This window comes from Halalkalibacter sp. HAAS-P013 (genome assembly GCF_056619925.1).
This window is the reverse complement of record NZ_JBWQTU010000007.1, coordinates 40,305-54,856: the sequence shown is the minus strand read 5'-3', so window position 1 is coordinate 54,856 and position 14,552 is coordinate 40,305. Positions and strand designations below refer to the sequence as shown.

At 39.0% G+C, this 14,552-nt stretch carries 13 protein-coding genes; 1 reads left to right on the top strand and 12 read right to left on the bottom strand.

Translation table 11 applies throughout. From position 1 onward, the window contains the following. Positions 1-36: 36 nt before the first annotated feature. From AC1FXP_RS11475 to AC1FXP_RS11460, 4 genes are all read right to left on the bottom strand, one after another. A complete protein-coding gene (locus AC1FXP_RS11475) occupies positions 37-1,416 on the bottom strand; it encodes a hypothetical protein (protein WP_480061455.1) in 1,380 nt (459 codons plus the stop codon). Between the two features lies 1 nt (position 1,417). Next, positions 1,418-2,479, bottom strand: coding sequence for a glycosyltransferase (locus AC1FXP_RS11470; RefSeq protein WP_480061453.1), 1,062 nt, complete (start codon positions 2,477-2,479; stop codon positions 1,418-1,420). 332 nt (positions 2,480-2,811) lie between these two features. After that, positions 2,812-4,230, bottom strand: a complete 1,419-nt coding sequence (locus tag AC1FXP_RS11465; protein WP_480061451.1) for an NAD(P)-binding domain-containing protein — start codon at positions 4,228-4,230, stop codon at positions 2,812-2,814. Between the two features lie 381 nt (positions 4,231-4,611). Next, positions 4,612-5,679 (bottom strand): sulfite oxidase, encoded by a 1,068-nt coding sequence (locus AC1FXP_RS11460; protein ID WP_480061449.1) that lies wholly within the window; start codon positions 5,677-5,679, stop codon positions 4,612-4,614. Between the two features lie 249 nt (positions 5,680-5,928). On the opposite strand from AC1FXP_RS11460, the gene rlmN reads away from it, so the two are divergent. Continuing rightward, positions 5,929-6,990, top strand: a complete 1,062-nt coding sequence (rlmN, locus tag AC1FXP_RS11455; protein WP_480061447.1) for a dual-specificity RNA methyltransferase RlmN — start codon at positions 5,929-5,931, stop codon at positions 6,988-6,990. A 42-nt stretch (positions 6,991-7,032) separates the two neighbouring features. Here rlmN and AC1FXP_RS11450 read toward each other — a convergent pair whose 3' ends face one another. The 8 genes from AC1FXP_RS11450 to AC1FXP_RS11415 all read right to left on the bottom strand — a co-directional run bounded on the left by AC1FXP_RS11450 (position 7,033) and on the right by AC1FXP_RS11415 (position 14,549). Continuing rightward, positions 7,033-8,085 (bottom strand): sulfate/molybdate ABC transporter ATP-binding protein, encoded by a 1,053-nt coding sequence (locus tag AC1FXP_RS11450; protein WP_480061445.1) that lies wholly within the window; start codon positions 8,083-8,085, stop codon positions 7,033-7,035. 4 nt (positions 8,086-8,089) lie between these two features. Next, a complete protein-coding gene (gene modB, locus AC1FXP_RS11445; protein WP_480061443.1) occupies positions 8,090-8,764 on the bottom strand; it encodes a molybdate ABC transporter permease subunit in 675 nt (224 codons plus the stop codon). Then, a complete protein-coding gene (gene modA / locus AC1FXP_RS11440) occupies positions 8,764-9,555 on the bottom strand; it encodes a molybdate ABC transporter substrate-binding protein (protein ID WP_480061441.1) in 792 nt (263 codons plus the stop codon). The genes modB and modA overlap by 1 nt, the downstream gene beginning before the upstream one ends. 149 nt (positions 9,556-9,704) lie before the next feature. Then, positions 9,705-11,204, bottom strand: coding sequence for a BCCT family transporter (locus AC1FXP_RS11435; RefSeq protein ID WP_480061439.1), 1,500 nt, complete (start codon positions 11,202-11,204; stop codon positions 9,705-9,707). A gap of 265 nt (positions 11,205-11,469) precedes the next feature. After that, positions 11,470-11,739 carry a hypothetical protein gene (locus AC1FXP_RS11430; RefSeq protein WP_480061438.1) on the bottom strand — a complete coding sequence of 90 codons (270 nt, stop codon included), beginning with the start codon at positions 11,737-11,739 and terminating at the stop codon, positions 11,470-11,472. Between the two features lie 279 nt (positions 11,740-12,018). Continuing rightward, positions 12,019-12,744 carry a twin-arginine translocase subunit TatC gene (gene tatC, locus AC1FXP_RS11425; RefSeq protein WP_480061436.1) on the bottom strand — a complete coding sequence of 242 codons (726 nt, stop codon included), beginning with the start codon at positions 12,742-12,744 and terminating at the stop codon, positions 12,019-12,021. 119 nt (positions 12,745-12,863) lie between these two features. Then, positions 12,864-13,088, bottom strand: coding sequence for a twin-arginine translocase TatA/TatE family subunit (gene tatA / locus AC1FXP_RS11420; RefSeq protein WP_480061569.1), 225 nt, complete (start codon positions 13,086-13,088; stop codon positions 12,864-12,866). 21 nt (positions 13,089-13,109) lie between these two features. Continuing rightward, positions 13,110-14,549, bottom strand: a complete 1,440-nt coding sequence (locus AC1FXP_RS11415; protein ID WP_480061434.1) for an alkaline phosphatase PhoX — start codon at positions 14,547-14,549, stop codon at positions 13,110-13,112. Positions 14,550-14,552 lie beyond the last annotated feature (3 nt).

Here is a 14,552-nt window from a genome sequence, read left to right as displayed (position 1 = left end):
GAGCTATTCTGCCGTTGTACTTTCATTTTATAAGATTTAATCCTTTTTATCCTTTTTCTTCTTTTGTTTTTCTTTCTTTTTTTCTGCCTTTTTCTCTTCCTTCTTCTTCTTCTTGTTCTTTTTCTTCGATTCCTTAGTTGATTCTGAAGTATGGTTTCTAAGGAGTATCTCTTCGACAATTTGCTCAGGAGTCATGATAATATCATCGGGTTTATCATTAATATGGGGCCCTGTGTAATTGGAGAGATGTTGTTCCTCCATTGGTGGAATAGGTGTTTGGGTCCAAGCATTATAGGTTTTTCGATCTATTACTTTTACTTGTTCTAGGAAAGTATCTAAGAAGTTTAACAAATATAGGTCTTTAAACAACTCAAGAGGACGATCTTGTTCACGTGTAAACGAATAAACATGATCGATTAGTTTTAATCCATTTACAGTTAAAATGGTATGACGAAGTGGGGCATCTATTTGTTTAAAACCCTCTGCTTTCATTGTTTTTAGCATTTCAAGTATTTGTCTTGTTATATCTTCAGGAAGAGTACGTTGCTTTTTGAGGAATGAATTTAAATCTGGACCAAATAAATATTCCATTAAAACGTAATTTGAATCTGTGTCAAAGACCTTTGGAATAAAAGGTAAGTGCTGGAATGATAAAAGGACATCTTGTTCTTGTTTTGCATGATCAACTTTTGGATAGATTTTTACACATTTATCATCAGATACTCGATATACAGCCCCTTGGTGGCCTGCTCCTACAAGTGGTAGGGCGAGGGAACTGTCGATATTTACTGCACTTCCAGATTCTCCTGATTCTACAGCAATATCTCTATAATCAATATTTTTATCATTAAAAAATTCTTCCCATTCCTTGTACATCTCAGGCTCTAATTTTTCAACATGCGATAAAAAGCAGTCTTTTAAAAGGATTAATTTTAATTCTCTTAGTAGTTTTATTGGTACGGGATGGTTTCTTTTAAAAGCATTAACATGGTCAATTATCTTTAATTCTTCATTTCCAACGACAAAAATGTGTCGTAAAGGCGCATCGATCATTGTATATCCTGTTTGTTTTAGTTCCTTTAAAATGGACAATAGCTTTTTTGCCATAGACTCTGACATATACATACTATTTTTTAGATATTCTTTTAATGTAGGTCCATTAAAATAATCCATAACAATATAGTTTGATCCTGTTTCATAAACTTTGGGCATAAATGATAAATGCTGACCTGCTAAGAGTGCTTCTTCTTCCATTTTTGCTTGTAGTTCGTCTTTATAAATTTTCACACAGCGGTCTTTAGAGAGTTTAAACACTGCTCCTTGTGTACCGTGTCCAATTAGCGGATAGTTAGTAGGGTTATTAATCTCTAAAGCACCTTCACCTTTTGTAATAGTGATAGATTTAAAGTCTGCCATTTTATGATCCTCCTAACAGTTCATCATAAAATTTAGCTTGTTTTTGAAGCTGTTTAGCTTGGTCAAAATTCAACTCGATTTTCTGACGTGCTGCATTTGTGTATTGTTCCCATTTATCCCTATTTTCTAGCATATATTCTAGAGCTTCTGCAAGTTGGTCGACATCGTTTTCCTCTACTAATATTCCGTCTACTTGATTTGTCACGAGTTCAGGAATACCAGCATGCATCGTTGAAATTACTGGTAGCCCAGTCGCCATTGCTTCTTTAATTGTGTTTGGAATTCCTTCTACATTTCCGTTTAATGCCTCTAAGCTTGCTGCGCAAAACAAGTCTGCTTTTGACATTTCTTCGTGTACTTGGTCTTTAGGAAGATGGCTTAATAAACGAAAAGAATCTCCTAAATTAAGTTGTGTGGCTAATAATTTAAGTGGTTCTTCAAGTTCCCCTCTTCCAATAACGGTTAACGTAGCATTTGGGTATTTACTTTTTATTTTTTTGAAAGCCTGCATTAAAATATGGTGGCCCTTTTTTTCTACAAGTCTTCCAACGGATAGTATATGTTGAGTTTCTCTTTCCTCAGGTGTTCTAAAAGTGAATTGGTTAAGGTCTACTCCGCCGTAAAGTACCCTTATTTTTTCTGGTGAACAGCCCCAAGTGTTAATTCTGTCAGCTAAATATTGACAAACAGGGAAAAAACGTTCTCCCTTATTAAAAAGTATTTTCATGTTTTCATAATAGTCAACTCTTCCTTCTGCAAGCGAAGCATCAGCTCCTCGAATACTAGTCGCTAAGGGGAGGTTTGTTTTTTCTTTAAAAGGGAGTAACAATAACCCTAACTGACCATGATGTGCATGTAAGAGTGAGATATTATTCTGTTGAACATATTGTTTCGGATCCAAGATTTCATTTAGGTAAAACACTTTCTCGTTAAAAAGAGAAGGGTCTACCATAAATTTAGGTTGACGTATTAAGTGGATATAGTCATACCCTGGAACCCCCCTGATTTGTGGAATGTATTGGGTTGGATCCACTCTTAAGTTTAGATGAGCCACATTTGACATTCTCCTATCATTCTCCTTTCCTAAATTCTTCCTAGTATTATTTGCTGGATTTTTTCCCTTACTATATTCTTATGTTTAGTGGAAGTTTTTGAGTGGACGAACTGGTAAAAGAATCAGATACATACAAATTCCACGCTTATTCGGTGCGTTTGCTGCGTTAGGAATAGGGAATAGTGTACAATCGAACAAAATTTATTAAAAAGCAACAATCTTTTAGAAAACAGCCTAAGGAAAAGAATAAATGGGTGTTTGTAACAAAGGCTGAAAAGGGCATGAAAAAGAGAAGAGAACGAAGAAAAGCGTACTGTCCGATCAAAGACAGTACGCTTTTTCTACACCTTCAACGGCCATTCACCAACAAATTCTACCTCGTTGTACTCAAAGAAATCTTTCAAAATTTCATCTTGATCATCGAGGAACAACTGATCAGCCACAGCTGATACCAGTTTTGGTACGCCAAATCTCATACCGGACAGGGCAGATGCTGAAATGCCACAGCTGATTAAGGCAGAATAATTAAATGAAAATATTCCATGCAAATATTTTTCTCCTTGTTCGTCACGGCTTAAAAAGGCAAACCCAGGGCTCAAATAAGGGTGTGCATCAAGTGCAGGGTTTGCTAGGTGTTCGGGAGCTTGATACCGATCACCCCAGCGAGAAATATGGTTTTCTACAAGCTTCAACTCTGGGCGCAATGCCGGATCTGTGAGGAGACCTGTACTAATAATGAGAAAGTCAAAAGTGAATGTACCGTGAGGCGTTGTTACAACAGCCCTGTCTCCGTTGGATTTCACATTAAGCCAGGGTGAATCTAAATGAAGATGAAAGCCATCCCAAGATGCAGCTCGTTCAAATGTGTCGTTCGTGGGAGGTTGGTTATGTTTAAAAAAGTGAGCAATAGCAGCATACTTTTCAGCGTCTGCTAAAGCGTGGAATCGTTCAATCATGCCCGAACCTTCCATTTGTCGGATTGGGTTAATTCGTGGCAGCTCTTTTCGACGGACGAAGACGTGTGCTTCTGCTACATCTTCTGACAGTGCGAAATTGGCATTATCAAAGGCGGATGCTCCGCCACCTAAAATAGCAACTTTTTTCCCTTTAAGCGATTCAAAATTGATTGTCTCTGAAGTGTGAGCATAGAGGTGTTTCGGTAAGGAATCTGAAATCATTGGTGGAACGTGCCATTCGCCTCCTCCTTGGATTCCAGTAGCGAGAATAACTTTGCGTGCTAGTAGATTATCTCTTGGTGCACCAGCGCCACTAATGTGAATTCGATGAAGGCCTTGTTCAATCGGCTCAATTAGCTTCAGATTCACTTCGTTTATAACGGGTAAGTTAAGCACTTTTCGATACCAACGTAAATAATCCATCCAATCGCCTCGTGGGATCTTATCGACTGCTTCCCAAGCTTCTTGACCAAATTGTGCTTCCCACCAAGAACGGAATGTCAGAGAGGGAATTCCAAGGTCTACCGATGTTAGATGTTTTGGTGTGCGTAATGTTACCATACGTGCATACGTTTTCCATGGTCCTTCTAAGCCTTCTGGATTCTCATCTATAACAAGAATGTTAGACACTCTCTCTCGCAAAAGCCCAAAAGCTGTTGCTAAGCCACTTTGCCCGCCGCCAACGATAACAACATCATAAACATGTCCTTTTGGGTGGATAAGGGGACGCACCCAATCATCTCCACCAAACGCTAAATAAGATAGATCCGTTTTCACTCGTTCATTCAAAGCTTCTAAGCTCATTGGGCTTCATTCCTTTCGAGGGAAGTTTACTAAGTAGCAGGTCCCACTATATAAAATAAGTTAGAGTTCAATAATTTATATATTCATATCTTAGTCATAACTCTTACTTATTTCATTGTTCGAGTTATCTAAATTTGAACTTGTTAATTGGTTAAAATATCTCATGGGATAGAATAAATTTTTCTGAAAGGAAATTAAAAATAACTTGAAGTCGAAAAATTACTTACGAAACCTTTTTAAACGGGGCGTTCTAAGGGATAGATATTTTACTATGCATTTGTTAAGGTGTTGTCAGATGATTATACATAGTTGTTTCTAAAAAAGAAACCTTAATAAACAAAATAGGACCAATACTCTATAGGTGGTATTGGTCCTATTCTGTTATTCAATTTTAACTTGGACTTTATCAATTGCGTGATATCCGTAGCCTTTTCGGTTCCAAAACGGTTCAAATGGCTGGGTTCGCCCAAGTGTATCAGTTGCTCTAGACATGATTGTGTATTCACCGGGATCAAACACAGACCACTCATACGTCCAAGAAATCCAACCGTAATTTCCGTAAGATGGTTCGAGCTCGGCAAGAAGCCACGTTACTCCTTGATCCGTACTTAGCTCAACCTTTGCTATTTCCCCAGCACCCGTCCATGCAATTCCTTTAACTAAATGAGTTCCTGTGTTCATGATCTCCATATTAACGGGATGTTGTATCGTGGAATTAACATTCATGATCGTAACAGGGTAGGTATCTGAATCGTTTTCTTTATTAGGGTAATAAACATAATCAACAGACTGATAGGGTCCTTTAAACTCGGAACTAATTAAGCTAATTTGTTTGATCCACTTAACAGAAGCCATGCCGTACCAATTAGGGACGATCAGCCTTAACGGATACCCGTGTTTAAAAGGAATGGATTGGCTATTATATTCATAAGCGATAATCGTATCAGGATCTAAGGCTTTTTCTAAAGGCAAGCTTCGAGAATATGGATACTCACTATTTAAATCTGTACGTTTTCCTTTATCGTATCCTTCAAATAAAACCTCTTTTGCTTTTGGGTTTATGCCAGTTGCATCAAGCAAAGTGGGAAGCGGGACGCCGGTCCAGTAGCCTTGGCTGATTGCTCCCTTTTCCCATTGGTCGCCAAATACTTTCGGTTCAAACAGACTTCGTTTATTTCCGGCGCACTCCAAGACAACTTTAATTGTTTTTGAAGGAAGCTTAACAATCTCCTGTAACGAGAATACTTTTGGTGTTTGGACTAAGCCATTTATAGGTAACCAATAATTTGAGTACGTCAGTGTTGGGTAAGTGAAATGATTTCTTCTGAAAAATATATGAGAGGGCATGATGTCTGAATTCAGAAATGAGATCGGTGTTTCTTTATTTTCTGGTTGTAATCCACGAGTCGAAAGCGTAGGTTCATTTAGACGATCTTGAGGATTTGACATGATTACCTCCTATCTAAAAATGTTTCGTATCTATACCTATGCAACAAGTTAAGTAAATATTGTGAATATGGTTACTTTAGTTATTTATTCCTCCTTCATGCATAGGTTCATTTCATGATAAAATAACGTTTAGCACTTTTAACGAACTTTTGGACTGGGAAACATAGGAAAAGCAGAAACGTTTGCTTGCGATGTTTTCTTTCAGTAGAATAAGAATGAATGTTAAACGCAGTGAAAAGAGGGTAACGAATGAATAAAGAGTCCATCTATGGATTAACGTTTGAACAATTGTCTGTATGGTTATTAGAACATGGACACAAAAAAGGTCGTGCCTCCAAAGTATGGGAGTGGCTATATAGAAAACGGGTAACATCCTTCGGTGATATGGTGGATGTGAATAAGGATCTTCTTACATTATTAGAGAAGAATTATTCGATACAAACATTAACTGAGCATACAAAACAAGAATCAGCTGATGGGACGATTAAGTTTCTTTTAAAGTTAAGTGATGGCAATTTAATTGAAACAGTTTTAATGCGTCATAAGTATGGGTTGTCGGTTTGTGTCACGACACAAGTGGGCTGTAATATTGGCTGTAGTTTTTGCGCGAGTGGCTTGTTAAAGAAGGATCGTGACTTATCAAGTGGAGAGATTGTTGAACAGATTATGAAGGTTCAACTTCACCTTGACCAAGTTGGAAAAGGGGAGCGGGTAAGCCATATCGTTGTTATGGGGATTGGTGAACCATTTGACAATTTTGAGAATATGGTCGACTTTTTGGAGATTGTAAAAGATCAAAAAGGACTTGAAATTGGACCAAGGCATATTACCGTATCAACAAGTGGTCTAGCTGATAAAATTTACGAGTTTGCTGATATGAAACTGCAAGTGAACTTAGCGATTTCACTGCATGCTCCAAACAATGAATTGCGAACTCGTATTATGAAAATAAACCGTGCGATTCCGCTTGAGAAATTAATGCCAGCGATTGATTACTATATCGAGAAATCTAACAGACGGATTACGATTGAGTACATCTTACTAAAAGACGTAAACGATCAGCAGGAGCATGCTCTTGAGTTAGCTGAATTGATTGGCGATCGTCGCGCATATGTGAATTTGATTCCGTATAACCCTGTTGATGAGCACAGTCAGTATCAAAGAAGTGAAGAAAGTTCAGTATTAGCGTTTTATGACACGTTAAAGAAAAACGGAATTACGTGTGGAATTCGAATTGAACATGGGACAGATATTGACGCTGCTTGTGGGCAATTACGAAGCAAACAAATGAAGGAATCTCAAACAAAATAAATAGGGAAAGCACAATGGATATTGTTATATATCTGTTGTGCTTTATTCATCTAATAGAAACAAATCTTCAGCTGGAACTCTAACATGCATGTTTCCACTTAAAACGATGGGTTGTTGCTTATTTGGAATGATCGCTCTTAGGAAAAGCGGGCCTGCTTGAACCGTCACATTTGAATGGTGTATGCCCGATATAACTTCTTTGATCTGATAAGGAAAAGTATTTTCTAGCTTTGCATCTTTTTCTACAAATTGAATATTTTCAGCATGGATACCAATAGCCTTAGCATCATTGCTTGCTTGCTGCTTCTTTATTTGAAGTTCTGTTCCAGCAATTGTACATGAAAGTCTATCGTTTATCCTAGACAAAGAGTCAAATGGAAGAATATTTTTACAACCGATGATCGTTGCTGCGCTAATATTTTTTGGATGTTTGAATACCTCATCCTTTGTCCCTGCTTGAACAATCGATCCATTATTATATAGAAGCAATTGGTCGCACAGACGGTACGCTTCTTCCATATTGTGAGTGACAAGCAAGACGACGCCTGTAAAATGCCTTCTTATAATTTGGAGCAGTTCTTCTTCTAAAAGATGTTTCACGTGATGGTCGAGAGCTGAAAAGGGTTCATCTAATAGTAAAATATCAGGATCTGTTACGAGTGTTCTAGCGAGGGCAACTCGTTGCTGCTGTCCACCTGATAATTGATTTGGATAGTGTTTTTCGTAGCCTGTTAATTGAACTTTTTCAAGCATTGCGGCTACTTTTTTCTTCTTCTCATGATTTGAGAAACCTTTTAATCCGTAGGCAATGTTTTTGCCAACAGTTAAGTGCGGAAAAAGGGCATACTGCTGAAAAACATAGCCAATATTACGATCTTTTGTTTTGATATTAATACGCTTATCGGCATGGAAGAAATGTTTCTCGTTTACGATAATTTCTCCGATATCAGGAGTTACAAGTCCAGCAATACATTGCAAAGTTACGCTCTTTCCACAGCCTGAAGGGCCGATGATGCCTGTAATACCATGATTAACTTCAAAATTACTGTGCAGTTGAAATTGTTTTAGCTGTTTTGTAATCGATACTTTGAGCATATCGTTACCTGCTTTCTGTTACTTTTTTTTCTAGGCGATTGAGGATGTAAAGAATAATAATTGACACGCTTGTCATAATGAAAACAAGGATATTGGCTAACTCGCGGTTACCGGCAAGTAAGGCATCATAGATCGCGATAGGCATCGTCATTGTCTCATTTGGAATGCTTCCAGCTACCATTAACGTTGCTCCGAAATCACCTAGCGCTCGCGCAAAGGCAAGGGTGATTCCAGCTGCAATGCCTCGCCAAGCAAGCGGCATATAAATTGAAAAGAAAATACTTAATTCAGAACGTCCTAACACTCTTGCTGCTTTGATGAAGGAATGATCAATGTTCGCAAAGGCAGATCTTGCTGATTTAATTAAAAATGGAATTGAGACAACTAATGCTGCAATCGTTGCACCTGTTGGGGTAAAGACAATAGTAATATCAAATCGATTTTCTAAAAATTGTCCAATGGCACTTTGTCGCCCTAATAAAACAAGCAAATAGTATCCTAGAACGGTTGGTGGCAGAATGATTGGCAGTGTAAGAAATGAATCAAAAAAATCCGCTACTTTGCCGTTTGATTTATTTAACAAGTAGGCAATGGGAATCCCGATGACAATTGCTAAAAGAGTTGCGGTTGCAGCAACTCGTAACGATAAAAATAGCGGAAATAAATTGATATCGGTCATTACTTATTCTCCTCTGGAATGATAAACCCGTAGTTCTCCATAATTGGTTTGCCAATCGGCCCCGTAATAAATTCTAGGAACTTTCTTGAAAGCTCCTCCTGGCTTGTCCTATTAATGACAGCAATAGATTGTTCGAGTGGTTCGTGAAGATCGTCATCGATAAGTGCAAAATCTACTTCGCCCTCTTTGTAGAGAGAAAGAGCAATGATTCCCGCCTCAACATTTCCAGTTTCAATATAGGAAAGTGTATCAGAAATATTTCGACCGTAGACGAGTTTCTCTTTGACCTCTTCCCATATGCCAGAGGTTTCCAATGCTTGTTTGGCTGCCAATCCATATGGCGCATGGTCTGGATTCGCAATGGCAATCCTTTTTACATCGGGATTCTTTAAGTCGTCCAATGTCTCTACATTGAGTGAACCATTTGGTAAGGTTGCAATTCCAATTCGACCAAACGCATACGTTGTTTGTGAATCATTGAAAATCAACTCTGCCTCCCTCAAACCGTCAATGAAGTCAATGTTTGCAGCTGCAAACACATCAAACGGAGCGCCATTTGCAATTTGGTCAGCCAATTGACCTGTCGAACCAAATGAAAAGGTCACAGTCGCACCTGTTTCTTCTTCAAATAAAGCTCCAACTTCGGTAAAAGCTAACGTTAAGTCGGAAGCTGCAGCGACAAGTAACTCGTCCGGTGCTTCTTGTTCTGTTTGTTCGTTGCCGCATCCACTAAGTAAGGTGAGAAGTAACAGCACTGTAGTAATAAATAGGTAAGAATGAACTGGTTTCATTGTGTGTTCTCCCTCGCAGTTAATATACCCTTCATTATATCGGCAATAGAGAGTTGGAACAACGAAGAATGTAGCATTTGAAATAGGAGGGGGGGTTACTTGTCACAACCTGCATACCTTTCAAAAAAGCCAGGTTTTATCCCACCTGGCTAACGCGTTCCTTCACTTCTTAAATACAGAAAGACAGAAACGATAATGAATAGAATTAGAAAAGTAAATGGGAGTGCGGCGATAATGGCGGCACTTTGCAATCCATCTAAACCACCGCTAATCAATATAGCGCAAGACACCGCTGCAATTAACAATCCCCAAATGGTCATGACTTTATTGCTTGGATTAAGGCTGCCTCTTGAAGTAAGGACACCTAACACAAAAGTAGCGGAATTAGCCGAAGTAATAAAGAAAATCGTTGTTAAAAGTAATGCTAAAAAGCTGAGAACGACTCCTAAAGGCAGCGTATCTAAAAATAGAAAAAGTCCCGTTTCAGGATCAGACTGAATTCGCCTAGCCAGTTCAGCTTCTTCAAATAACTCATAATAAAGCGCAGAACCGCCAAAGGCAACAAACCATAAAATTGTTCCTACCGTCGGAACAAATAGAACACCAAGAACAAACTCTTGAAGTGTACGTCCTCGGGAAATTCTAGCAATAAACGTTCCGACAAATGGGCTCCATACAATAACCCAAGCCCAATAAAAAAAGGTCCACTCGCTTAACCATTCGTTATCGCTGTACGGCATTGTCTCAAAACTTAACGTAATAAATTGACTTATGTACATCCCGGTTGTTTTCACCATATGTTCAAGGATGAAAATGCTTGGCCCAGCAATGAGCATAACAAGGAATAGAACACCTGCTAGCGACAAATTAAACTCACTTAAATATTTCATTCCACGGTTGATACCTGATAAAACAGAGATCATATAAATGACGGTAATGATAGCAATAATAGTTATATAAAGCGTATTTCCTGATGTGAAACCGAACATTTCTTCTAACCCGCCGCTTATCTGTAACGTACTTAGCCCAAAAGAAGTCGCAATTCCAATTGAGGTTCCGACTGTTGCCATAATATCAATCCCTTTTCCAAGTGGGCCGTGGATCCGCTCTCCTAAAAGTGGATAAAAAATAGAGCTAATTAAACCAGGTAACTCCTTGCGATATTTTACTAAAGCAAGAGCCATACCAATTAATGCATACACAGCCCAAGGATGCATCCCCCAATGAAAGATGCCAAACAATAATCCCTTTGTAGCAGCTTCAGTACTTTTCGATTCAATTCCTTCTGGGGGATTTATGTAATGCGACATGGGCTCAGCTACACCCCAAAAAACAAGGCCTACACCCATGCCGGCTGAAAACAACATGCCGATCCAAGCAAAATAACTAAACTCTGGTTCATCATCGTATTTTCCTAATTTCATCTGTCGGTAAGGTCCAAAGGCAATAAAAAGACAGAATGCAACGACCAATGCTGTTATGACAACATAAAACCACCCGATTGTTTCAGTGATGAAAGAAAGCATGGAAGCTGTTATATCTTCCATATGTTGCGGAGTGAAAAACCCCCAAAGTACAAAGCCAATCACAATAAAAGCAGAGATTGGCAACACGACCCCAGCTTTCTCTTGTTTGTATTGATAAGACACTAAGTACACTCCTTATTGGTTTTACAGACATGTACCCGGCTTATAATTTAAACAAACATTGCAAAAGGGGATATCCCAAAAGGTCTGCTCTTGACCTTTTGGGATATCCCCGAAGCAATGAGCGGAACCGTTGCTTTGTCTTAAAGCCTGCTATGAGTGGTTTTCTCATAGCAGGCGCGCAACGTGTGGAGCCATTGCCGCTTCCTCGAATCCGCTAAAAAGGACTTTTTCAGCGGACTCAAAAACTAACCTTTTTTTATCGTTATTATTCATAAGAACGGTCAGAAACCTCTTTGAATGACTGCTTGTATTGCTCAAACTGTTCTCGAACTAATTGAACGGCATCTTGATTGTCAAAGTCTGCAGCTTGAGTAAGAGCGTGCTCGGCTTTTTCAATCGAATTTTTTGCGTTTTCGACCGTTTGTTTTTCAGGGTGTGATAACGCATCATTGATTGCTTGGTGTGCATGTTCAACAGATTGTTCAGCTTGGAATATTTGGTTCTGTCTTTGTAGACTGGACACATTGTTTTTCATAATTACCTTCCTCCTTCTGTTTAGTAATGTGCGATTCAGTCACAATTTATATACGAATTTGTTAGGTCTTTAAAAAAGGAGTAGGAGAACTATCCCCTTAATTAGGGGAGGTCGCCTGAGTTGGAGGACTTTGGCTTTCACCATTGTTAAGATGCTTTTTATGAGGACATAATAAGCAATTCATACAATGAGAGTTTTTCTTGAGTTTTTTATCTTCATTTACAAATGTCATTTGATCTTTAGGTTGGATTGAGTAATTTGAGAGCATTGTATTACCTCCTATGAATTAGGAACTGCAAACATTTTTGATTTCCGAACAGTAAGCATACTTAATGTAATACTGATTTCGTACAAAAGAAGCAAAGGGATGACAACTAGGATATCAGAGACAAAATCGGGAGGCGTAATCAACACAGACGTGACAACAAGTAAAAAATAAGCATATTTTCTTCCTTTTTTCAGTTTTGATGGATTCAGAATACCTAGCTTGGTAAGAAACATAATAACCGCAGGCATTTCAAATAAAAGTCCAAAAGGCAGTGTTAAGTGAAGCAAAAATGTAAAATACTTCTCAGCCGTAAAAAAAGTTTGAAATTGATCCCCAGCTAAACTCATCAAGAAGTTCAAGACAAGTGGGAATAAGATAAAATAACCAAATGCAATTCCGGATAAAAACAAAAAGAAAAGACCAGGAATAAATCCAATCGTCAGTTTCTGTTCAGCGGTTGTCAGCGCAGGTTTAACAAATTTCCATACTTGAAAAGCGGCAAGTGGAATGGTCAGAGCAATGGCACATAATCCGGCAAGCATCATATAAATGGAGAGAATATCGCCAGGTCCTAACAAAGCCAACTCATCATCTAAATCCCGGACAAGAAATTGATAAATATCATTTACAAAAATAAATGTTGTAATAAAAGCAAAAAGAAAAAATAGCAAAGTCATAATGATTCGCTTCCGTAATTCGCCTAAATGGTCAACTAGCTGCATGGGGGTCTTTTCCATATGTAGAGCTCCTTTCTATAGAAAGAGAAAGATGTAAGTAGAGGGTACTGAAAAAGTCGTTTTTCTTTTTCAGTGCCCTCAAGTGGAAAGCAAGTCATTTTGGCTTACATCTTTCCAACTTACATGCCTGTCTTGCTTTCTGCTCTTTCAACGGCTTGGAGCTTATGTTTGTCTTCTGGTTGAGCTTTTGAATCATCTGTTACGAGTTCATTTGTAGCTTTCTTAAACTCCTTTAATGTGCTTCCAAATGCACGGCCAATCTCAGGAAGTTTAGATGGACCAAAAATAATGAGGGCAATCACTAATATAAGAATTAAACCTGGAATTCCAATACCTGATAGCATCACATGACACCTCCTGTCTATTTAAATAGTAATTCCATGACGATCTAGTGCAGCCGCTTCTAAAACCGAAATTCCTTGTTCCTCTGCAAACGCAGTGAGCTTGTCCGAAACTGCAGGAGCGAAGCCGGCAGGTGGAGATGCGTGGTTCATCGCACGTTGACGCGCGGCGTTTCTTCTAGCGAAAGGTCCCCAAATCGCAAATGTAATTCCTGGACTTTGGATGTTAACAAACAGTGTATTTCCATCAGGGGAGAACACAGGTCCAGCAAATTCCTCCCCATTTAAGCGGTTATAAGCAAAAGGGTATACTTCACCTTCAGGAGTAAGACCAATAATGCGGTCTGGTCCAGAACCATCCTCTGCAATCCAAAGGTCTCCCCAAGGAGTGATCGTAATATTATCAGGTGCGCGTAAATCATTGGCACTTGAAGATTCGTAAAAAAGCTCTAGTGTATTTGTAGCAGGGAAGTAACGATATACTCTTCCATGCCTGCCTTCGCCTGCATTCGTATCATCAAACCAAAATGCACCAGCACTAAACCATGCTCCTTCTAATCTGCTAAAACGGATACACCCTAATTCAGCCGCATCTTCTTTTGCACGCTCTGGGTTAACCTCTTTCCAGACGACTCCGTACTTTTGACCGCTTGAAAATTGGCTTGCCTGATTGGATGGAAGCTCATCATATGCAGCCGCTTCAAGAATCCCGCCTTTTTGTAAGGAACCAAGCTTTTGGCTTCTATCATGTGGAGTGAAGCGGTAGAAAAAGCTAGGATTATTATCCTCTGTTAAGTACCAAATTCCTGTAGCAGGATCAACGGCACATGCTTCGTGAGAGAAATACCCCATATCTCTGATTGGTGTTTTGGACATTTCGTTTTCAGGATCATTTGGATTTACTTCAAAGACAAAGCCGTGTCCCATGTTTCTTGTTTCTTCACACGTTAACCAAGTTCCCCAAGTGGAAGGGCCACCTGCACAGTTACGGATATTTCCTGAGTTTGTGACATACTCATCGATAACTTCACGGTTTGGTGTGACTACAAGAGCCGTTGTTCCACCTGCTGCCCCGTTACTCCAAGGGTTCTTTCCGTTTACAGGGTATTGGTGGTTAGTGCCAAGCTCATGATTTCGTACAAGGATCGTAGTGTTTTTTGGACCTTTAAAAGCGGCCATTCCATCTAATAAACCAGGAACTAAATCACCATTTGTCATTTTGTCACCTGTTTTTGAGATGATTTTGTACTGAAATCCTTTAGGGAGATCCAAAATTCCATTTGGATCCTCAACTAATGGTCCATAACCACCGAATCCACTCGTTGGATTTCCTGAAGCTGCTGCACTGCTAGCATTACCTGTTAATGAAAACATCCCAGTGGTACCAAGTGTTAAAGCTAATGTACTCATACCTCCAACTTTCAAAAACTCTCTTCTGTTTAAGCCGCCATTACCAGAATTCATTTC